General features: G+C 32.5%; 21 protein-coding genes and 1 pseudogene. 18 read left to right on the top strand and 4 right to left on the bottom strand.

The window, feature by feature from the left end; translation table 11 throughout:
• Positions 1 to 6 precede the first annotated feature (6 nt).
• From CQA57_RS00405 to CQA57_RS00370, 8 genes are all read left to right on the top strand, one after another.
• The gene (locus CQA57_RS00405) at positions 7 to 1200 is read left to right on the top strand and encodes an Opr family porin (protein ID WP_147288331.1); all 1194 of its coding nucleotides are present in this window, start codon (positions 7 to 9) and stop codon (positions 1198 to 1200) included.
• Between the two features lie 65 nt (positions 1201 to 1265).
• Positions 1266 to 2096 (top strand): peptidylprolyl isomerase, encoded by an 831-nt coding sequence (locus CQA57_RS00400; RefSeq protein ID WP_170126786.1) that lies wholly within the window; start codon positions 1266 to 1268, stop codon positions 2094 to 2096.
• Positions 2096 to 3127 (top strand): tetratricopeptide repeat protein, encoded by a 1032-nt coding sequence (locus CQA57_RS00395; RefSeq protein ID WP_115578255.1) that lies wholly within the window; start codon positions 2096 to 2098, stop codon positions 3125 to 3127. The genes CQA57_RS00400 and CQA57_RS00395 overlap by 1 nt, the downstream gene beginning before the upstream one ends.
• Positions 3124 to 3573: a ribonuclease HI gene (gene rnhA / locus CQA57_RS00390; protein WP_115578254.1), complete on the top strand. Its 450-nt coding sequence runs from the start codon at positions 3124 to 3126 to the stop codon at positions 3571 to 3573. Before CQA57_RS00395 ends, rnhA begins: the two co-directional genes overlap by 4 nt.
• A complete protein-coding gene (rnc, locus tag CQA57_RS00385; protein ID WP_115578253.1) occupies positions 3548 to 4210 on the top strand; it encodes a ribonuclease III in 663 nt (220 codons plus the stop codon). Before rnhA ends, rnc begins: the two co-directional genes overlap by 26 nt.
• A complete protein-coding gene (gene aroC, locus CQA57_RS00380) occupies positions 4207 to 5289 on the top strand; it encodes a chorismate synthase (RefSeq protein WP_115578252.1) in 1083 nt (360 codons plus the stop codon). The genes rnc and aroC overlap by 4 nt, the downstream gene beginning before the upstream one ends.
• 50 nt (positions 5290 to 5339) lie before the next feature.
• Complete coding sequence (locus CQA57_RS00375) at positions 5340 to 6047, top strand: DUF3943 domain-containing protein (RefSeq protein WP_245941818.1); 708 nt, start codon at positions 5340 to 5342, stop codon at positions 6045 to 6047.
• A gap of 15 nt (positions 6048 to 6062) precedes the next feature.
• Positions 6063 to 6737, top strand: a complete 675-nt coding sequence (locus tag CQA57_RS00370; protein WP_115578251.1) for a hypothetical protein — start codon at positions 6063 to 6065, stop codon at positions 6735 to 6737.
• Positions 6738 to 6773: 36 nt separating this feature from the next.
• Here CQA57_RS00370 and CQA57_RS00365 read toward each other — a convergent pair whose 3' ends face one another.
• Positions 6774 to 7274 (bottom strand): flavodoxin, encoded by a 501-nt coding sequence (locus CQA57_RS00365; protein ID WP_115578250.1) that lies wholly within the window; start codon positions 7272 to 7274, stop codon positions 6774 to 6776.
• Positions 7275 to 7347: 73 nt separating this feature from the next.
• Positions 7348 to 7920, bottom strand: coding sequence for a DedA family protein (locus tag CQA57_RS00360; protein WP_115578249.1), 573 nt, complete (start codon positions 7918 to 7920; stop codon positions 7348 to 7350).
• A 144-nt stretch (positions 7921 to 8064) separates the two neighbouring features.
• Between CQA57_RS00360 and thrC the strand changes: the two genes are divergently transcribed.
• From thrC to CQA57_RS00320, 8 genes are read left to right on the top strand one after another with little or no spacing between them, the layout of a single operon-like run.
• Positions 8065 to 9510: a threonine synthase gene (gene thrC / locus CQA57_RS00355; RefSeq protein WP_115578248.1), complete on the top strand. Its 1446-nt coding sequence runs from the start codon at positions 8065 to 8067 to the stop codon at positions 9508 to 9510.
• Between the two features lie 59 nt (positions 9511 to 9569).
• The gene (gene modA / locus CQA57_RS00350; RefSeq protein WP_115578247.1) at positions 9570 to 10289 is read left to right on the top strand and encodes a molybdate ABC transporter substrate-binding protein; all 720 of its coding nucleotides are present in this window, start codon (positions 9570 to 9572) and stop codon (positions 10287 to 10289) included.
• 8 nt (positions 10290 to 10297) lie between these two features.
• Positions 10298 to 10978, top strand: a complete 681-nt coding sequence (gene modB, locus CQA57_RS00345; RefSeq protein ID WP_115578399.1) for a molybdate ABC transporter permease subunit — start codon at positions 10298 to 10300, stop codon at positions 10976 to 10978.
• Positions 10975 to 11826, top strand: coding sequence for an ATP-binding cassette domain-containing protein (locus tag CQA57_RS00340; RefSeq protein WP_115578246.1), 852 nt, complete (start codon positions 10975 to 10977; stop codon positions 11824 to 11826). The genes modB and CQA57_RS00340 overlap by 4 nt, the downstream gene beginning before the upstream one ends.
• A 56-nt stretch (positions 11827 to 11882) precedes the next feature.
• Positions 11883 to 12572, top strand: a complete 690-nt coding sequence (locus tag CQA57_RS00335) for an LPP20 family lipoprotein (protein ID WP_115578245.1) — start codon at positions 11883 to 11885, stop codon at positions 12570 to 12572.
• Complete coding sequence (locus CQA57_RS00330) at positions 12572 to 13162, top strand: HP0838 family lipoprotein (protein ID WP_115578244.1); 591 nt, start codon at positions 12572 to 12574, stop codon at positions 13160 to 13162. The genes CQA57_RS00335 and CQA57_RS00330 overlap by 1 nt, the downstream gene beginning before the upstream one ends.
• Complete coding sequence (coaBC, locus tag CQA57_RS00325) at positions 13159 to 14361, top strand: bifunctional phosphopantothenoylcysteine decarboxylase/phosphopantothenate--cysteine ligase CoaBC (RefSeq protein WP_115578243.1); 1203 nt, start codon at positions 13159 to 13161, stop codon at positions 14359 to 14361. Before CQA57_RS00330 ends, coaBC begins: the two co-directional genes overlap by 4 nt.
• The gene (locus CQA57_RS00320; RefSeq protein WP_115578242.1) at positions 14358 to 15104 is read left to right on the top strand and encodes a hypothetical protein; all 747 of its coding nucleotides are present in this window, start codon (positions 14358 to 14360) and stop codon (positions 15102 to 15104) included. Before coaBC ends, CQA57_RS00320 begins: the two co-directional genes overlap by 4 nt.
• On the opposite strand, the gene CQA57_RS00315 is transcribed toward CQA57_RS00320, so the two are convergent.
• Positions 15087 to 16067, bottom strand: coding sequence for a Gfo/Idh/MocA family protein (locus CQA57_RS00315; RefSeq protein WP_115578241.1), 981 nt, complete (start codon positions 16065 to 16067; stop codon positions 15087 to 15089). The two genes, CQA57_RS00320 and CQA57_RS00315, sit on opposite strands and share 18 nt — an antisense overlap.
• A 131-nt stretch (positions 16068 to 16198) precedes the next feature.
• On the opposite strand from CQA57_RS00315, the pseudogene CQA57_RS00310 reads away from it, so the two are divergent.
• Together CQA57_RS00310 and CQA57_RS00305 are read left to right on the top strand one after the other, a co-directional pair.
• Positions 16199 to 18662 (top strand): annotated as a pseudogene (locus CQA57_RS00310) (hypothetical protein).
• Positions 18663 to 18680: 18 nt separating this feature from the next.
• Positions 18681 to 20348, top strand: a complete 1668-nt coding sequence (locus CQA57_RS00305; protein ID WP_115578240.1) for a DUF4435 domain-containing protein — start codon at positions 18681 to 18683, stop codon at positions 20346 to 20348.
• A gap of 3 nt (positions 20349 to 20351) precedes the next feature.
• Here CQA57_RS00305 and CQA57_RS00300 read toward each other — a convergent pair whose 3' ends face one another.
• Positions 20352 to 20924, bottom strand: coding sequence for a hypothetical protein (locus tag CQA57_RS00300; protein ID WP_115578239.1), 573 nt, complete (start codon positions 20922 to 20924; stop codon positions 20352 to 20354).
• Positions 20925 to 21015: the final 91 nt, after the last annotated feature.

The raw sequence follows: 21015 nt of genomic DNA, 5'->3' as shown, positions 1-21015 counted from the left end.
GAATTGATGGATTTTAAAAAACTTTTAGTATTTTTAAGTTTTTATACATTGGCATTTTGCTATGAAAATATTGATGAAGCCCTAAAAAATGGGGTTACCAAAGGAGATGTAATCTTCTATGGAGATTATCAAAAACTTAGTTATGGAAAAGCCCAAAACTTCACTCCAAACAATCTTGCAACATATAGTTATTTAGGAAATAGTGGGTATTTGTTAGGCAATATCCGCTTAGGCTATACTTCAGGATTTTACAAAAATGTGCGTGCATCCATAAGCTTTGCTTCATCTATAGTAATTTTTAATCAGCATAAAAATCTTTTAACTTCAACAGGAAATATTGATGCCCAAAAGGATTTCTTTAATCATAATCAAGCCTCTATAGGAGAAAGCTTTATTGAATATTTTGATGGTGATACCAATATTAAAGCAGGCAGAATTAGCATTGCAAATGAATGGATTAACACACTTGCTGATGGTTTTTGGATAAGAAACAAGACCATTGATAAGCTTCTTATTGAGACTTTTTGGGCAAAAAGTTATGGAAGAATCAATTATTGGCAAATGACAGATTTTAGAGATCTCAATCCTTATAATATTTTTGGTATTGCCAACATTGGAGCAAAATATGACATTTTAGATGAAAACCTAACGATTAAAGCCTTTAGCTATTTTGCTCCAGAAATATTTACTGCCTTTGGCACAAGAGTTCATGGTTCTTATGCGAACAACAATATCCAAATGGGTGGAGAATTTGGAGCAACCTATAGTATCGAGCATCTTCCTCATCATTCAAATGCATATGTTATTGATTTATCAGGTTTTGTGGGTTATAAAGAAATTATCCAATTTAAAGCTGGATACATCAATACAAGCAAAGAATCTGGCTGGGGGAATATTGGAATTATGGGAGATCAAATTACACCATTTTTTATCTGGGGAGGAAAGGCTATTAAAACTCAACCCAATGGTAATTTATTTTATGGAATGATTAAATCAAAACTTCAGCAATTCACCTTTTCCATCACCTATGGAAGCACTTCTTTTGGCACCAATCAAAGACAAAATGAGTTTGACTTCACAACTGAAGTTGGCATTACCAATAATGTTTTTATGCTATTAAATATTTTAAACACGCATTTAGATTCAAGCATTATCCCCACACTAACACAAGTCAATGGTGGAATTAGATTAAAATTTTAATGATATTTTTTGCATATAAACTTCTTAATGATAAAATCATACTTACTTCAAAAAAAAGGCTTATAATGCGTTTGCTTGCTTGTTTATTTATTCTATTTGCCTTTCTTTTTTCAGAAGAAAAGGTGGTAGCTGGTGTTGCAATTACTGTCAATGGAGATCCCATCACATTGTATGAAATCAAAGAAATGCAACAAAAAAATAAAATTACCAAACAACAGGCTATTGATATGCTTGTTGCAGAAAAAATAAAAAATCAAGAAATCAAAAGATTGCGTATTGATGTGTCTGATTCTAGAATCCAAAATGAAATTCTTGATATGGCATCAAGAAGCAATCTTTCAAAAGATGTTTTTCTAAAAAAAGTCAAGCAACAAGAAGGGCTTAATGCCGAAGAGTTTGCCAAAAAACTCAAAGAACAGATACAAACGCAAGAGTTAATGCGCAGTATTCTTTCAAACAATAGTGCTGGGGAAGATGAAATGAGAGAGTATTACAATTTGCATCAAGATGAATTCAATATACCAAAAGAAGTAGTTGTAGTGCGCTACAGCTCCAATAAAATGGAAACACTGCAAGAAGCTATCAAAACTCCAAATACTCCAATAGCCGGGGTTGAGAGAGCTCAAGAAAAAATATCCACAGATACGCTACCTCCACAAATAGCACAAGTTTTTGCATCTACCAAAACCAATCACTTTACCACAATACTAAATGGTGGAGGTGGTATGTTTATGGCATTTTTAATCAAAGAAAAAAATGGTGAAGAAATTGTGCCATATCAACAAGCAAAAAATTTTATAGCTCAAAAACTTGCCGAAAAGCGTCAAGACAAGATTCTTGAAGACTATTTTGAAAAAATAAAGCAAAAAGCTTCCATTATCAAACTCAGAGACTAATGGACAATATCGTCTTTATTTACCGCGACCCTCTGTTTGGCATTGCAATTCTCATTGCTATCATTGCCACAATTGCATTATTGGATTATTCTCACAATAAATACAAAGCCCAAAAAAAATCAAAATCCCTAAGAGATCTTGCAAAATCTTATGAACATACTACACTTAATCAAGATATTGTAAATTTTGTTCAAATCTCGCCAAAAGCATTACCCTCACTTATGTTAATTGCAAAGGCACATTCTCAAAGTGGAGATAGTCAGACTGCTATCAATATCTACCTAAGCCTACTTGAAACCATAAAAGATTCCAAAGAAAAAATCAATATTCTTGAGGCTTTGGGCAACACTTATCTTGATGCTGGTTTTTTACAAAGAGCTAAAGATATTTTTACACAGATTCTAAAAACTTATCCAAGAAATAGCAACGCAATGTCTTCTTTAATGCAAACTTATGAAAATATGGGTGAATATCAAAAGGCTCTAGAAGCACTTAATTGCCTTGATGAAATCACACCCCAAAATAATCAAAATTTTATAAATAATAAAAATTACTTTTATCTTATGATTCTTCTAAATACTCACACCATCCCCATTGTAACAAAAATAAAAAATGCAATTGCAATAGGCAATAATAATCCTATTTTTCGCAAACATATTCTACGCTTTTTAAAAACCTATGATCTTAATGCCTTTTGGAATTATCTTCTAACAATGTATAATCCAAAAAATATTATTGATATTTTATGGGAAATCCCTCAGCAAAATCTTCCAAAAAATATCCACGAATATCCAAATATTTTTGAGATTTTTGTTGCTAAAGGTTTTTTTGAAGAAGAAGTAAAATTTGAGTTTTTTGAGTTAGAGATTCTTTATCTTGCAAGACATTATTCAAAAAAACAGATAAATTTAAATTTTGAGTATCGTTGTCATAATTGTAAAAGCATTTTTCCTTTTGATTCTTTGCGATGTCCAAATTGTTCAGATTTGGGAGAAATGGATTTAATACTCAAGCCCTTAGAGCAAAAATGAAACAAATAGAGATTTTTTGTGATGGCTCCTCTCTTGGGAATCCTGGTTTTGGTGGATATTGTGCTATTTTACGCTATAAAATGCAAGAAAAAATTATTAGTGGGGGTGTCTTTGATACGACAAATAATCGTATGGAACTTTTGGCTGTTATTCAAGCACTAAAAAGCCTTAAAGAACCTTGCAAAATTCATCTTTATAGTGATTCTAGATATGTATGTGATGGCATATCACAATGGATTTTTAATTGGGTAAAAAAAGATTTTAAAAATGTTAAAAATCCTGATTTGTGGCAAGAATTTCTCGCTCTATCAAAACCCCATCAAATTCAAACCTTTTGGATAAAAGGACACAACAACCATCCAGAAAATGAAAAATGTGATAAAATCGCAAAAAAAGAGGCTTTGCAGCTAAAGGAGGAATATGCAAAATCTTCAAAAAATCCTTAATTATCACTTTAAGGATCAAGAACTACTGCTTACTGCACTTACACATAAAAGTTGCAAAAACCAAGTAAATAACGAAAGATTAGAGTTTTTAGGCGATGCTGTCTTAGATCTTTTAATTGGAGAATTTCTATATAAAAAGTTTCCACAAAAGCAAGAAGGTGATCTCTCAAAAATGCGTGCTTCCTTGGTCAATGAACAAAGCTTTATGAATTTTGCAAAAGCCATAAAACTAGATGAATGCATCTTAATATCTGCAAATGAAGAAGCTAATGATGGTAGAAAAAAAGCCTCAATCCTATCAAGTGCCTTTGAAGCAATTATTGGCGCTATCTATCTTGAAAGTGGATTAAATGTCACAAAAAAAATTACCTACAAACTTTTAGAAGAGCTTTATCCAAAAATTGATATACAAAGCTTATTTATGGATTACAAAACAGCTCTCCAAGAAGTCACTCAAGCAAAATTTGGAGTCACTCCTGATTATATCTTGCTAGAAGAGATTGGACCTGATCACAAAAAACAATTTAAAATGGCTCTGCATATCCAAAATCAAGAATACGCTCAAGCGATTGGCACGAGCAAAAAAGACGCACAGCAAAAATGTGCAAAAATTGCCTATACAAAGCTTATGCGATGAATACCTTTGGTCATAAATTACGCATAAGCACCTTTGGAGAATCTCATGGTAAGGCTATTGGTTGTATTATTGATGGCTTACCAGCTGGATTATATATAGATGAAGGAAGGATTTTTCAAGAGCTCCAAAGAAGGCAAGGAGGCGGGCATTTTAGCACACAGCGCAAAGAATCAGAAAATTTTGAAATCCTAAGTGGAGTTTTTCAATCTTATAGCACAGGCGCTCCAATAGCTATTATCATCTACAACAAAGATATCAAAAGCAAAGATTATGAAAATATAAAAGATATTTTTAGACCCTCACACGCAGATTGGACTTACTTTAACAAATATGGCATAAGGGATTATAGAGGTGGAGGGAGAAGCTCTGCTAGAGAAAGTGCTGCAAGAGTTTGTGCAGGAAGTATTGCCAAAATGCTTTTAGAGCATTTTGAAATTTTTACTCATAGTGGAATCTTTGCAATTGGTAATCTTATCGCACAAAATATTGATTTTAATTTTGCTAAAACTAGTGAAATCCATGCTCTTGATTCTCAATTAGAGCCCCAACAAAAAGAACTTATCTTAGAAACTAAAAAGAATTTAGATAGCATTGGTGGAATAGCCCTCATACAAGCTTATGGAAAAATTCCAGTAGGACTTGGCGAAGGTTTGTATCACAAATTAGATTCTCAAATTGGGAATTTGATGATGGGATTAAATGGAGTTAAAGCTGTAGAAATAGGACTTGGCACTAAAAGCTCTCAAAAAAAAGGCAGCCAAAATAATGATATGATGAATCAAAATGGTTTTACAAGCAACAATCATGGAGGAATCTTAGGCGGCATGAGTAGTGGGGAGAATATTGATTTAAAGGTTTATTTCAAACCCACTCCTAGCATTTTTATCACTCAACAAACTCAAAATATTTATGGACAACAAACAAATATCAATCTCAAAGGCAGACATGATCCTTGCATTGCAATCAGGGGTAGTATTGTATGTGAACACTTACTAGCACTTATCCTAGCAGATATGCTCTTACTCAACACTTCAGCAAAAATAGAGTATTTAGAAAAAATCTACTTCTCTAAGAATTGAAAATATTTTTTGATAAAATTACGCGTTTAATTTCAAGAGGGAGATTTATTTTGTTAAGGAGAATTTTTCTTATAATTTGTATTTGCTGTTTTATATCCAAAAGTTTGGTTGCTCAAAATAAAACCCCTGATACTACATTCTTTCAACCAGATTTAAAATATAAATATCTCTTAGGCAGCACAGGTATTTTACTCTCAACAGCTGCAATAGCTTTTGGAACTCTGCTAATCCTACCAGAGAGTATCAGCAAATGGAGTGATGAGGATATCGCAAATCTTGGAACCAACTATGTTAAAAAAATCAACAAAGGACCTGTGGTAGATTCTGATATGCTTTGGATAAATCTCATAGCACATCCTTATGCTGGGGCAATTTATTATATGCAACCACGAACTGCTGGATTTAGCTGGACAGAATCTGCACTATTTTCTTTTTTCTTTTCTACATTTTTTTGGGAATATGGTATAGAGGCTTTTGCAGAAATACCAAGTTGGCAAGATTTAATTATGACACCTGCAGTGGGTTCTATTTTAGGAGAGGGATTTTTTAGAGCCTCACGCTATATACAAAATAATAATGGCAAGCTTTGGAAATCAAAAATTCTTGGAACCATCTGCTTACTTTTGATGGATCCTGTGGGATTTGTAATGCGCGATTTTGGAGTAGCTAAGGCAATGGGGATTAAGAACAAAAATATCGCTACTTTATTTATCCCTCAACAACAAGGATTTTTCACTAGTCTAAGAATTACATGGTAATAAAAGGAGTATTTAATGAAAAAATTATTTTTTATATGTTGTATCAGTTTTTTGGCACTAGCTCAAGAAACACTAGAAGTTGCTGATAATAATACGCCACAAGCCATACAGATTCAAACACAAAAAAATGGCAATTTTATAGCTGGTGTTTTTCTTGGAAGCCAAATTCTTTCTTTAGATTCAGATTATTACATGGGTTTTATTGAAATTGAAAATATAGAAAATACAAAAACTACTCTAGGATTAAACTACGCAATAAAATTTGGTTATGACTTTTTAATACATCCAAAACAATATATTAGACTTTACGCAGATTATAGTGGAGCAAGTTTATTTCCAAATCTCTCTAGTGGCAATACAATACTACACAATATTACACTCAATGTTGATTATCGCTACAATGTCAGCGATCTCATTGGAGTATTTATTGGTGCTAATGGCGGTGGGATTCTCATAGACACACAGCATCTGGGCTTTCAAAGTGCTTTGAGTGCTGGAATCAACCTTGGAATGATTTTTAATCTACTTCCTTATATGGAGCTTGAGTTAAGATTACGCTTCATGGATAGCACCCTTAAAGAAAAAAATGTAGCTTTAGATACAACTGCGCAAAATATCGGTGCAACGAGTCAAAAGTCAGAGTTTGGAGATTTTATCAGCACAGCATTAGGAATTAATTTTAAATTCTAAACAAAACTCTCACAACTATTTGCGAGAGTTTTATGCTCATAAAAAATTACCTTGAATATCTTCTACCCAGTTTTTAATTCTAGAATCTGTTAAATCTGCTTGATTATCTTCATCAATAGCCAATCCTATAAATTTTCCATCAACAATTGCTTTACTTGAAGAAAATTCATAACCATCAAAAGAAGTTTGTCCTACAACTTTTGCAAGCTTAACTTTTTCATAAAGATAAAACAAACTATCACAAAAAGTATCTTCATAGCTATCTTGATCTCCCAACCCGACCAATGCCACAACTTTCCCCTTAAAATCCTCTTGAGAAAAAGAATCAATAATATCTTCCCAATCACTTTGTAAATCGCCACATCCATAAGTTGCACTAGCAAAAATAAGATTTTCAAAACCTAAAATCTCTTCTTTAGAAGACTTTGAAATATCTGAAACTACTACATTTTCAGCATCAAAGTATTCTGCAATCTTATCTGCAACGCTATGTGTATTACCGCCATCAGTTCCATAAAAAATACCAATTTTTTTCATATTTATTCCTTAATAGTTTTCAACTGCATTTCTGCATCAAGCTTATAAATAAATAAAATAAACAAAAACTAAACTATTTCTTTTTACTATAAATTTTTAAAAGGACAAAAAATAAACTTCCTATTGCAATCAAAAATAATGGCATTGCATAAGATGGCAATATAGAAAAATTGATAAAAATTTTTCTTACAAATTCACTTGCAAAATAACTAGATAACCCCACAACCAAAGCCCAAAGCAAGCAAGCAAAAACATTAAAGAAGAGATATTTTTTTAAACTATATTTACTAATACCCACAGCCATTGGGACAATTGTTTTGATTCCATAGAGATATTTACTAAAGAAAATCAAACCAACTCCATAAGCTCGCAACCATTTAAAACCCAAAGCAAGTTTCCTGCGATGCTTATTTACATAAACCAAAAAATCCTTCTTTTGATTCCTAATAAGCAAAGAAATAACACTACTACCTATGGTATTACCCAAAAAAGCTGTGCATATTGAGAGTGTAATATCCATACTTCCTAGACTACTTAAAAATCCAGCTGCTACAATAGCCACATACCCCCCGCCCAAAGAATATAAAAATAAGAGTAAATATCCCCAATTTTGCAGATTTTCTTGAAACGATTGGATTGTATCCATAAAATTCCTTTTTAATAATAAGATTACTTATCATTATAATATCTATAATTAAATCTTATAAAACATTAAATTACAACCCCTATTTTACAACAAGCCTCTTAATGCACTAAATATGCTAAAATTCTAATAAAAATGAGGTTATATATGCAAAACTTTACTAGCACAAGAGATGCCAAAGCTTTTAGTAATTTTTCTGATGCCATTTTAAATCCAAGCGCTCCAAATAATGGATTATGGGCTCCTATTTCTTTACAAAAAATTGATTTTTCACAATTTCCTAACACAGATTACAAAACACTAACAAAAAAAATCTTTGAACATCTAAAACTTAACATCCAAGAAAATATTTTAGATGAAGCGCTCCAAAGATATGATTTCTTTGATGATCCAAATAACCCAGCACCCCTTACTAAAATCAATCATTCTCTTTTTATCCAAGAGCTCTATCATGGAAGTTCTCGTGCATTCAAGGATATGGCACTTGCTCCATTTGGTTTGCTTTTTTCAAAAATTGCACAAATGCATAACAAAAAATATCTCATTTTAACAGCTACAAGTGGAGATACAGGACCAGCAACACTTGATACATTTGCAAATTTAAATAATATCCAAGTTGTCTGTCTTTATCCAAAAGGAGGGACAAGTCAGATTCAAGAATTACAGATGACTACACAAGAATCTAATAATTTGCATATCTTTGGTATCAAAGGAAATTTTGATGATGCACAAAGCATACTTAAAAGCCTGATACATAATGCAAAATTCAAAGAAGAATTAAACAAAAAAAATATTTATCTCTCAGCAGCAAATTCTGTAAATTTTGGGCGTATAGCCTTCCAAATTATCTACCATATTTGGGGCTATCTCCAATATATCAAAGCACAAAACCTTTCATTTGGCACAAAAATAAAACTCATTATTCCTAGCGGCAATTTTGGCAATGCTCTTGGTGCTTTTTATGCCAAACAAATGGGATTGCCTATAGAAAAAATTGTCATTGCATCAAATCCAAATAACATACTTACAGAATTCATTCAAACAGGAAAATATGATCTAAGAGACAAAAAATTATTACTCACTTACTCTCCTGCGATGGATATTTTAAAAAGCTCTAATGTTGAAAGAGTGCTTTTTAGCTTATTTGGAGCTCAACGCACAAGTGAGTTAATGCACCATTTACAAGAAAAGAATTTTTATGTTTTAACAAATAGTGAGCTTCTTGTTTTACAAGAATATTTTGAAGCAACTTTTTGTAGTGATTTACAATGTCTTTCTATCATCAAAGACTTTTATCAAAAAAATCACCTTATTGATCCACATACTGCAAATGCAATTTATGCATATCAGCAATTACAATCTACCCACAATATTGTCTGCTCCACTGCACAATGGTGCAAATTTGCTCCTACAATTTATCAGGCTCTTTTAGATAAAAAAACTAGTGATAAAGACGCTATTGATTTTATCTTGAAAGATACAAATACTACTCTGCCTACAAATATTACCAATCTTTTTAATAAACCTATAAATCATCAAGAAGTCTTAGGAATCACAGAAGTTCAAGATAAAATACTTCAACTTTTTCAGTGATTAAAATCATTATATATTTTTTTATATAATGATTTTAATCTTTATCCCAAGGGTAATAAATGAAAAAAATATTTTTAGGCATATTTTTATTTAGCTCAGTAATTTTTGCAGATACCATCAATATCTTAGCAGCTGCAAATCTCTCTAAAGTTTTAGAAGAAATAAAACAAGATTTTTTGCTCACACACAAAAATCATCAAATAAATATCAGTTATCTCTCCTCAGGAAAAGCTTATGCTCAAATTAAAAATAATGCTCCTATTGATCTTTTTGTTTCTGCAGACCTAGCTTACCCTCAAAAACTCTTTGAAGAAAAACTCTCTACGCAACCTCAAATTTATGCTCAAGGTATTTTAGTCTTATGGAGCAAAACAAACAAAATAGATTCTTTGCAAGATTTATTAGATCAAAATATAAAAAATATTGCCCTTCCTAACCCAGAATTAGCACCTTATGGTAGAGCAGCAAAAGAAGTCTTAGAAAAAACCCACCTTTACAAATCTCTTGAATCAAAAATATCACAAGCCACATCTATATCGCAAGCACATCAATGGGTAGAAAGCAAAAATGCTCAAGCAGGTTTTGGTGCCCTATCTCTGATTGATAAAAAAGATTCAGAAGTTAGCTTTATTATCATAGATGCTCATCTCTATACGCCAATCAAACAGGCTCTTGTTATCACCAATATTGGAAAAGAAAAATCCCTTGCAAAAGAATTTGCGACCTTTATCTTAAATTCTCAAGAACTATTTAAAAAATATGGTTATCTTGCACCCTAATTATGAGTATAGATTCTGATTTTTTACAAACACTATATTTAAGCTTAAAACTTGCAAGCGTTACTACTTTAATATTACTACCCATTGGCATTGCACTTGGATATTATCTTGCTTTTAGTAGGCAAAAAATAAAAATTATTCTAGAAACCTTGATTTGGATGCCTTTAATTCTACCACCAACAGTGCTAGGGTTTTATCTCTTGCTTAGTTTTTCACCAAATTACCTACTTGGAAAAATCTTAAAAGATTCTTTTGATATCCAGCTTGTTTTTAGTTTTTTGGGCATTGTGATTGGAAGTGTAATCTTCTCTCTACCTTTTATGGTAAATCCTATAAAAAATGCCCTGCAAAATCTTCCAGAGAATCTAAGAGAGGCGAGCTATACACTAGGTAAAGGAAAACTCTATACACTTTTTTTTGTGCTCTTGCCCAATATTTCTTCAAGCATTCTTCTTGCTATTATTACTACTTTTGCACATACCATTGGAGAATTTGGTGTTGTGATTATGATAGGAGGAGATATTGCTGGTGTCAGCCGTGTCGCAAGCATTGCAATCTACACGCAAGCAGAACAGCTAAACTACTCAGTCGCGCATTCCTATGCTCTTATCTTAAGTATCACAAGCTTTATACTTTTATTTATTGTGATTTTTATTAACCACAAAATGCACAATAAAGGCTTATTATGATAAAAGTCTGTTTGCAAAAAAAACTCAATGGCTCTAAGGGAGATTTCATATTAGATTTACACACAGAATTTCAATCAAAAAAAATCTATGGAATCTTTGGTAAATCAGGTAGTGGCAAAAGCACTTTTTTCAAAATGCTTGCAGGAATTAGCACCCCAGATAGTGGCTCTATCATTCATAATAATCAAATCCTTTATGATAAAAATAAAAAAATCAATATATCTCCTTGGAAAAGGAAAATAGGTTTTGTGTTTCAAAACTATGCACTCTTCCCCCATCTAAATGTTTATAAAAATCTTGTCTTTGGCTTAGATAAAACAATGAAAAATCAAGTTGATACCATTATATCAATGCTTAATCTTGAGAATCTTTGTGATAAAAAACCCAAAAATCTCTCTGGAGGGCAATCTCAAAAAGTAGCTCTTGGTAGAGCCATCTTGAGCAATCCAGATATTCTACTCTTAGATGAACCCTTTAGCGGTTTGGATAAAATGACAAAAATGACACTTCAAATGGAACTTAAAAAAATTCTAGAAAATTTCAACTTTACAACTTTTTTAATTTCGCACGATATAACAGAAGTGTTTTTGCTAACACAAGAAGTTTTGATTTTAGAGAATGGAAAATTTACAAAGCGTGGCAAGCCTAGCGATATTTTTTTAAAAAAAGAAAAAGAAATATTTGGCAAGATTCTTAGCATAAAAGAAGAAAATGAGGGTTTAAAGGCACAGATAATTATACAAGATATGATTTTTTCTTGTATCTTAGAAAAAGGGTGTAACCTTGAAAATAACGATTTTGTAGCAATACAGAATCATTTTTTTATCAATAAAATTAGAAAAGTTTAAAAAGTGGAATATGTTTTGCTTAATGTTCTGCATATTTACTTTATTAAAGGATTTTTATGAAAAATACAACAAGAAGGTTTTTTACAGGTTCAATTATTGTAAGCGGTACATTAGCACTTGCAGGATGTGGTAGTTTTGGAGGATTGGGCGGAGATGACACAAGCCTTGTTCCACCATCAGCTATGTATCAACCAGGTTCTGTTCAAGCACCTACATATCCACCAGTAGGATTTAGTAATCCAAGACTTGTGGCAGGAAACGATCTACCACCAGCAGGATTTGACGCACCATTACCAGATACAAGATTTGATGCACCAGCAAATCCTACAACTCCTCCAGCAGTAGATGCAAATGCACAAGCGGGTGTTCCAACAGGAGATGCTATGATACAAAATAGCCCAATCCTAACTCCTACAAATATCATTGAGCTTAGTGCTGTTGGTATGGGTGTAGCTCCAGAATCTACGATTTCTCCATCTCAAGCTTTAGCACTTGCAAAAAGAGCTGCGATTGTTGATGCTTATAGACAACTTGGTGAAAAGATGTATGGTATTAGAGTAAATGCACAAGATACAGTAAGAGATATGGTATTGCAAAACTCTACTGTTAAAACAAAAGTGCAAGCACTTATCCGCAATGCAGAAATTACTGAAACAGTTTATAAAGATGGTCTATGCCAAGTAAGTATGGAATTAAAACTTGATGGTAGAATTTGGTATCGTGCTTTAAGTGGTGATAGAGGATAATGAATTTTTTTAACCTTCTTAAGTTTAAGAGCTTTGCTTATTGTAGCATTGCTCTTGTTATTTTGTTTTTTAGCTCTTGTGCTGGCACCAAGAATCTTTTCACAAATAAACCAGTAAGAGGACAAAAACAAATTGCTAAAGAAGAATTGCCTCCTCCTGATTTTAAACTACTCTTTATTAAAAGCCCAAAATTTAGCTATTATGACTATGCTTTACTCAGAATTCAAGATGACGCAATCTATATTGAACTTTTCAAATTAGGACAAAATATAGGCAATATTAGTATTTTTGATACAAAAATTTGTTTTATGAATGATTGTGCTCCAAAATGGCCGAGTGCAAAAGAGTTTTTTGGTAAAGTCGCTTATGCAAACTTATTTGATGACATCTTACTTGGAAAAGATATTTTTGATGGCAAGGGAAAAATGGTCGGAGAAGGCAACGCCATAATCCAAAGATTCCAACAAAGTGGGCAGATTATCTACTATGAAAGAAAACAAGGGCATATACTCTTTCAAAACCTCTCAACAGGTGTAACTATATCTCTTGATGATTATGTAGATCCCTCAAAACAATATGAAAAAAAATGATTCTCTCTGAAAGCACACTTTTAAAAAATAAAAAAATACTCATTGGGGTTAGTAGTTCTATTGCCATTTATAAAGTCTTAGATCTCATTAGTATGCTAAAAAAAATAGGAGCAGAAATTAGAATAGTAATGAGTGAAGAGGCAAAAAAATTTGTAACGCCTCTTAGCTTTGAAGCACTCACACACTCTAAGGTTTTACATTCTGAAAGTGAAGATTGGAATAGCGATTGCAATCACATAGGCTATGCACAATGGGCAGATGTCTTTCTCATCGCTCCAGCCACCGCAAATACTATTGCAAAAATTTCTTATGGAATTGCAGACAATCTCCTGTTATCCACTATTTTAGCCTCCAAAGCACCAAAGCTTATTGCCCCTGCGATGAATACTCAAATGCTACAAGCACCACAAACACAAGAGAATCTCCAAAAAATTAAAAATCTTGGTTTTGAGATTATCAAAACAAGAGAATGCCTTCTTGCCTGCAATACCTTTGGTGATGGAGCATTAGCACAAACTCAAGAAATTTTATTTTGCCTAATCAAAAAGCTCTCTCCTCAAACCTATCAAAATAAGAAAGTTATCATCACAGGGGGTGGAAGTAAAGAGCAAATTGATTTAGTTAGGTGCATTAGCAATCACTCTAGTGGTCTGCAAGCAAGTGCCCTTGCCTTAGCGTTTTATTTTTTAGGGGCAGAAGTTATTTTTATTAGCTCTGTATTCCCAGAAGTCTTACCACAAGATATTAAAACTATAGAAGTGCAAAGTGCTAAAGATTATTTTGATTCTATTACAAACAACCTTACAAACTCACCCACTTATCTCATAATGGCAGCAGCCATCGCAGATTTTATACCCAAAAATCCACAAAAATCAAAAATAAAAAAGCAAAATCTCAAAGAATTAAACATCACCCTTGAAGCAAATATAGATATCCTACAAACTCTCACACAAAAAAATCTTATCAAGATAGGCTTTAAAGCAGAGTTTGATAAAGAAAATGCACTAGATTACGCAAGCTCAATGCTTGAGAAAAAAGGCTGCTCTTGTGTATGTCTAAATATCCTCTCTAATCACAATGCCTTTAGTTCAAAAGAAAATGAGATGATTCTTATCTCAAAAACAACAAAAAAACATCTTCCCCTTGCTTCCAAACTTCAAATATCTTTTGAAATTGCAGATTTTATTACTACCATATGATAGAAAAAATCAGCTCTTTATTACAAAATATCTCAAAATCAGCCAATACAAAAGAGATCAACAACACGCTTCCTATCTTATTACATATCCTCAAAAAAGAAGGAAAAGATACTTATCTCATCAAAATGGGGAATCTTCAAACAAAAACAAAAAGTCAAAAAGAGCTAATCATAGGTGCGAAATACCTTGCAAATGTCAATAAAAGCTCTGTAGGTTCTATCTTGCTTTCAAATCTCACACCTTATCCAAAAATTTTAGATGATATCAAAGAAGCACCCTTAAAATTAAAACACGAGGAGCTAAAAAACTTCCTTAGCAAAGATGCAAAAGACTTCACTCAAGAATGGAAAAATTTTTTGCTTGATCATTTTGTGCAAGCAAGCAACAAAAATGATTTTTTATTTTTTGGCAATATGCTTTTATCCCTACAAAAAGAAATCCTAACACTCATTGTCTCTGAAGAAAACAAAGATAGTCTTTTGCAAATCAAAAAAAACAAAACCCTCTCTCAACTTGAATTTTATGCCCTCTATCCTCACCTTGGGGATATCAACGGCATTGTTTCTCTTGATGCAGATAAAAATCTTACACTAAAACTTGAAGTAAAATTTGAAAGCATTAAAAATCTTTTAGAAAAAAATCTCTCATCACTAGATTTATTTTCACAAGTGCATATTATAAAAAGTGAAAATATCTCTCCGCTTTTTAGCTTTGAAGATCATTTATTAAATCTTAAAGGCTGATATTTTTTGCAATGCATCAATGATTCTTAGCGTATGTGCTTCATCGATGAGATGTTGCTTGTGTGTAAGATTTTGTATCTTAAAGGCAAACGCATCTAAAGAGTTATTGAGTGCTAATTTTGGGCTTAAAGTGGGATAATGCGTGCTTCCTAATTTATATTCCACCATTTTTTGATAAAGACTTTGGGAATCTAACCTATCTTTTATCACCACTCCAGAATCAAAAATAGCCAATTTTTGACTTTTTGTTTCATCATAAATAGCGCTTTTTTGCTCCCCTCCTATAATCATCTCTCTAACCTTTATAGGGCTAAGCCAAGACACACTAATAGTAACTATCACACCATTTTGCAACTCAAGATTGATATTTGCTATCGCATCATTAGGATAATCCTGATATTTTCTTTTGAACACTTCGATATTTTTTATCTCAAGCCCAATTAGATAATCAATAATACTCAAATCATGGATAGCCAAATCCCAAATCACATCTACACTATTTTGAAACAATCCAAGATTGATTCTTCTAGCATTGATATAAACGATATTTCCTAAAATATCGATATTTTCTTTAAGCCACTGCACAGGTGGTGCATACAAAAAGATATGATCACAATGCAAACTTAAATTCCTCTTTTTTGCCTCTTGATACAAAATTACAGCCTCTTTGCTCTCCATACACAATGGCTTTTCTACAAAGATATGCTTATTGCACCTTAAAGCTTGTAATGCCAAATCAAAATGACTTTGTGGAGGAGTGATGATAAAAACTGCTTGAATCTGATCATCTTTTAAAATTGCATCTATACTTTCATATTCTCTAAAATCATAAAGCTTTTTTGCTTCCATCACCTGTTTAGAATCTATATCAAAAATACACCCCAAAGTAAAAAAATCAGAATCTAGCACTGCTTTTGCTACATTTCTACCCCAATATCCATAGCCAATAATCGCAACTTCCAAAAATCACTCCCTTAAAAAAACTAGCTTAAAATTTTAGCAAAATGCTAGAAAAGAAACTTATTTTAAATAGGCTTAAAACTACTTTTGATAAAATTTTTCATTCTAAAAAATTCTAGAAAAAATGAGGAAAAATGCAATCTCTACTTACACTTAAAGAAGAAAAACTAAAAAGCAAAATTAAAGATCTTTATTTCAAAGACTTCAACTACTTTGGCGATAAAATCGACTTTTGTATCACTCAAAATCTAGGAATCCTAGGAGAAATCAACCTCCTTTGGGCTGAAGCCAAAAATGGCAAAGATTCTTGCATATACGAGTCTTTTATCCAGCTCATCCTTACAATCGGAAAACATCGATACAACACTCAGCAAATGCCCAAATTCTTGGGAGCTTTTGATGCACAGAAGTTTGCATTTTTACCCTATGCAAGCATTCAAGAGATTTTTTATCAAAATGATATTGATTGGAGCGTAACCCCAAGCAATCACAAAACCTCTCAATTCCTCTCACTCCTCACTCAACTCAAACCCACCTTAGAAAAAGAAATAATTCTTTTTTCTTATGAAAACCAAAGCAAAGAACTTTCAAGCTTTATCACCTCAAACCTCACTACAGATGAGATAAGCAAATATGAGATAGACAAAAACAACTTTGTAAGCGTGTATTTCAAATGGGTGGAAGTCGTCAAAGATACTATAAGTATTGATTGGGAAAGAGCCAAGCAAGTAGGAATCCTCGATGCAGACTTTTACCTAGCTGATTTACTCTCAAATGAAAATAGCACAATCACAGACAAACTCTACACACTCCTCAAAGGCTCTTACTATGAGTTCAACAAAAAACTCACTCTTCTAGGCACTCAAAGCAATGAAATTGCTAGTTTTAAAGATTCTCAAAAGGCTCATCAAAAGTTTTGGAGTATATATCAACGCCCACCAAGAGAGGAGTTTTGGAGCTATATCATTGAGAGAAGAGATTTGCTAGTAGCTCAAGATGTCAGAGAACGCAAGGGGGCGTTTTTCACTCCCAAAATTTGGGTGCAAAAATCTCAAGAATATCTAGCCAAAGCTTTGGGAGAGGATTGGCAAGAGGAGTATTATATATGGGATTGTGCAGGCGGGACAGGCAATCTCCTCTCAGGACTTAGCAACCCTAGAAATATCTTTTGCTCCACCCTTGATCAAGCCGATGTCGATGTCATCAAAGAGAGGATCAAAAATGGAGCAAATCTCTTTGAAAATCATATCTTTCAATTTGATTTTCTCAATGATGAGTTTTTTGATACTACTAATGCTTCAGGGGGGGGGGGGCATAATTGCTTCTAAATTACCAAAAGCTCTCCAAGAGATTCTAAAAAATGAGAAAAAAAGGGAAAAACTTGTGATTTATATCAATCCTCCTTACGCTGAAGCGGCAAGCACAACGCAAATCACAGAAACAGGCTCAAATAAAGCTTTAGTTGCTGAAAGTTGGATTGCAAAAAGATATTGCGATAAATTAGGGGGAGCAAAAAATGAGCTTTTTACACAATTTTTTATGAGAGTTTATTGTGAAATTAAAGGATGTATTTTGGCAAGTTTTTCAACGATGAAGTACATAAATGCAAAAAATTTTATTCTTTTTCGTTCAATTTTTAAGTCTCATTTTCTTGGTGGTTTTATTAGTCCAGCAGATACTTTTGACAATGTGAAGGGACAATTCCCTATCGGTTTTTTGGTTTGGAATACAAACAAAAAAGAAGAAATACAAGAGATTAAAGTGGATATTTTTGATTCCCAAAGTTATTTTTTAGGGCAAAAGAGCTTTTATGCTGAAAGTAAAAATCAAAAAAACTATATCAATGATTGGTATCGTCTTTATTACGATAAAAATGGATTTGAGATTGGAGTGATGAATACACGAGGAAATGATTTTCTCAATCAAAATTATATTAGGATAAGTAGTGATAATAATTTCAATCATACAAACATTATTACGCCTAGAAATTTAACAATATCTTGTATTTATCTTGCAGTTCGCCACGCAATAAGTGCAACTTGGATAAATGATAGGGATCAATTCTATGCCCCAAACTCTCTGTGGGAAGAGGATAGGGAATTTCAAAGTGATTGCTTGGCATTTTCACTCTTTCACGGACAAAATAAAATTTCTAGACAAAATGGAATAAATCATTTTATCCCTTTCACAGAGCGTGAGATAGGAGCAAAAAGTGCGTTTGAAAGTGATTTTATGACACGCTTTATAAATGGCAAAGTAGAGCTTGATAATACAAGAGATTCTCTTCTAGGAAACAAGAGCAAAAGCGAAAAGCTAGAGTTTAGCCATGAAGCAAAAGCAGTTTTTGAAGCAGGGAGAGAAATCTATGCTTACTATCACGCCCAAGACTTCAGCACCAAGCCTTATAATGTCAATGCTTCACTTTATGACATAAAAGAGTTTTTTCAAGGCAGAAATCCACAAGGCAAGATGAATCCCCCAAGCAAAGCAGAGGATTCCCACTACAAAACCCTCATCTCTACCCTCACAGAATCTCTCAACACTCTAGCCAAAAAACTAGAACCAAAAATCTATGAGTATGGATTTTTAAGGGAGTAGGAAATAAAGGAGTAAAAAATGAATCAAGAAAATAATCAAAACAAAAAAGAGTATAAATTCTATTTGCCTGATGATAATGGTAATGCAATGGAGCAAGCCACTGAAACAAACTCAATCATTATTATTGGTGGAAATGGAGCAGGAAAAAGTCGATTGGGAGCATGGATTGAGGAAGAAATAGGTGAGAATTGCCATAGGGTTGGGGGACAGAGAAGCTTGAAATATAATCCAAATTTGACACTAAAACCACTAGAAAGCTCTAGAAATATGCTTGAATATGGAAATGAAAAAGCAAATGAAAACCCATTCTACTTTAAAAAAGAGAAAAAGCACAGGTGGCTTTCAGAACCTACAAACTTTCTTTTGCATGACTTTGATATTACACTTTCAACTTTTATTGCATTAGAAAATGTGGAAGCCAAAAACAAGTTAAAAGAAATCAAAAAAGCTTCAGATGAAAAATGTGTAAATATAGTTCGTAATTACATAAGTCCAACAGATAAGCTTCAGCAAGTTTGGAAAAAGGTTTTTACTCATAGGAAAATTATTGCAGAAAACGATCAGTTCTTTTGTCAAAAAGAGGAAGAGTCAAGATATTCTGCAACAGAAATGAGTGATGGAGAAAGAGCCGTTCTTTATCTAATCGCACAGGTTTTAAGCCTTAGAGAGGGAAAAACCATTATCATTGATGAGCCTGAATTGCACTTGCACCCATCCATTATGAATAAACTTTGGTTGGCACTTGAGGAGTATAGACCAGATTGCTTGTTTATTTACATTACTCATGATATTGAATTTGCCTCACTTCATCAGGATTCTAAAAAAATATGGGTTAAATCTTTTAATATTGAGAATAATGTAAAAAAGTGGGATTATGAGGAGCTTAAATATCAAAATGATTTCCCTGAAGATTTGTTACTTGAAATTCTTGGTGGGAGAAAAAATGTCTTGTTTGTTGAAGGAGAAAAACAAAGTTATGATACTCAACTCTATCAAAAACTTTATTCTGAATTTTTTATAATCCCTTGTGGAGGATGTGAAAAAGTAATTGAAAGGGTAAAGGCACTTAATGAAATAGAGATTTTTAATAAAACCTATAAAGCCTATGGCATTATCGATAGGGATTTCAGAACAGAAAATGAATTACAATGTCTTAAAGAAAAAAATATTTTTGCATTAAATGTTGCTGAAGTAGAAAACCTATTTTTGCTTGAGGATGTTTTTTTATGGTTTGCAAGAAAATATGCTGATGATAAAGATTCTAATGAATTGTTCTCAAAATTTAAAAATTTTGTTATTGAAACAAAATATAAAAATTTAAAAAATAATCAAATTCAACAATCTATTAAAAATGAGCTTGAATTTCATTTAAAAAAGATTGATTTAGATATAGAGAAAAACATAGATGAAGAGAAATTGAAGAATAAAATCCTCTCTCATGTAGAAAAAATTGACTGCGAAAAAATTATAAAAGAAGTGCTTGACAAATTTGAAACCAATGATTACTATGAAATTCTAAAGGTTTTTAATCATAAAGGATTACTTATAGATATTGATGAAATATTTGGTTGGAAAAAAGATTATCAATATGCAAAAAAGATATTACACAACCTAAACACAGACGATGATTTAAGAAAAATTTTTTTAAAAAATATGCCATTCAAAATAGAATCAGTGGAGGAATGATGATTATTCCCTCTCCACAACTTCCACCACCTCTCCTTGTGGGGAAAAGTGATATTCCTTCCCCCAAATATTCACACAATATTCCAATATCTCTCCTAGATACTGAAGCTTCCCTGCATTTTCTTGATAGTGCTTTTTGACAATCTCACCATACCCCTTGATAACTTCATCTTGAGGTTTTAGTACAAAGCGTTCAATATCTTGAATATAAAGCGTTTTTTGGTTATTTATACCCATCAAGCTAAAGAAACCCACTCCCCTAGCTCTAATCTCATCAAGTGTGATTTGAGTTTTGATAGATACATTCTTGCCATAATTTTTTCTATCTTCAATATGTTTGATGACCTTATCCATCTCTTCTTGGACTTTGCTTTCATCTATTTTTAAAACTTCTGAAGCTTTAATATAAAAACTTTGTGGAAAATGCACAAAATCATAAAACTGACTATCAAACCATTCTAAAAGAGTCTTTTTAGACTTAAAAGCCTCAAGAGCTTTATTGAAATTACTCTCATTGTGATATCCCATCGCTTTAGCGTGGGTAGGTTGCAACTGACTTTGTATCATCTGAAACATTTTATCCCCTTTATGTTGAATTAAAATATTGCAAAAAGTTATCAAAAATTCCTAGTCTTTTTCAAGCTTTTTTTGGAGTTTGTATAAAAAT

The sequence above is a fragment of the Helicobacter anseris genome, from assembly GCF_003364335.1.
In the GTDB taxonomy this organism is placed as follows: domain Bacteria; phylum Campylobacterota; class Campylobacteria; order Campylobacterales; family Helicobacteraceae; genus Helicobacter_H; species Helicobacter_H anseris.
This window is presented reverse-complemented; position numbering and strand designations above follow the sequence as displayed.

Coding starts and splice junctions, on each gene's coding strand:
- CQA57_RS00405 (WP_147288331.1), top strand. CDS start 7: ATGGATTTTAAAAAACTTTTAGTATTTTTAAGTTTTTATACATTGGCA.
- CQA57_RS00400 (WP_170126786.1), top strand. CDS start 1,266: ATGCGTTTGCTTGCTTGTTTATTTATTCTATTTGCCTTTCTTTTTTCA.
- CQA57_RS00395 (WP_115578255.1), top strand. CDS start 2,096: ATGGACAATATCGTCTTTATTTACCGCGACCCTCTGTTTGGCATTGCA.
- rnhA (WP_115578254.1), top strand. CDS start 3,124: ATGAAACAAATAGAGATTTTTTGTGATGGCTCCTCTCTTGGGAATCCT.
- rnc (WP_115578253.1), top strand. CDS start 3,548: ATGCAAAATCTTCAAAAAATCCTTAATTATCACTTTAAGGATCAAGAA.
- aroC (WP_115578252.1), top strand. CDS start 4,207: ATGAATACCTTTGGTCATAAATTACGCATAAGCACCTTTGGAGAATCT.
- CQA57_RS00370 (WP_115578251.1), top strand. CDS start 6,063: ATGAAAAAATTATTTTTTATATGTTGTATCAGTTTTTTGGCACTAGCT.
- CQA57_RS00365 (WP_115578250.1), bottom strand. CDS start 7,274: ATGAAAAAAATTGGTATTTTTTATGGAACTGATGGCGGTAATACACAT.
- CQA57_RS00360 (WP_115578249.1), bottom strand. CDS start 7,920: ATGGATACAATCCAATCGTTTCAAGAAAATCTGCAAAATTGGGGATAT.
- thrC (WP_115578248.1), top strand. CDS start 8,065: ATGCAAAACTTTACTAGCACAAGAGATGCCAAAGCTTTTAGTAATTTT.
- modA (WP_115578247.1), top strand. CDS start 9,570: ATGAAAAAAATATTTTTAGGCATATTTTTATTTAGCTCAGTAATTTTT.
- CQA57_RS00340 (WP_115578246.1), top strand. CDS start 10,975: ATGATAAAAGTCTGTTTGCAAAAAAAACTCAATGGCTCTAAGGGAGAT.
- CQA57_RS00335 (WP_115578245.1), top strand. CDS start 11,883: ATGAAAAATACAACAAGAAGGTTTTTTACAGGTTCAATTATTGTAAGC.
- CQA57_RS00330 (WP_115578244.1), top strand. CDS start 12,572: ATGAATTTTTTTAACCTTCTTAAGTTTAAGAGCTTTGCTTATTGTAGC.
- coaBC (WP_115578243.1), top strand. CDS start 13,159: ATGATTCTCTCTGAAAGCACACTTTTAAAAAATAAAAAAATACTCATT.
- CQA57_RS00320 (WP_115578242.1), top strand. CDS start 14,358: ATGATAGAAAAAATCAGCTCTTTATTACAAAATATCTCAAAATCAGCC.
- CQA57_RS00305 (WP_115578240.1), top strand. CDS start 18,681: ATGAATCAAGAAAATAATCAAAACAAAAAAGAGTATAAATTCTATTTG.
- CQA57_RS00300 (WP_115578239.1), bottom strand. CDS start 20,924: ATGTTTCAGATGATACAAAGTCAGTTGCAACCTACCCACGCTAAAGCG.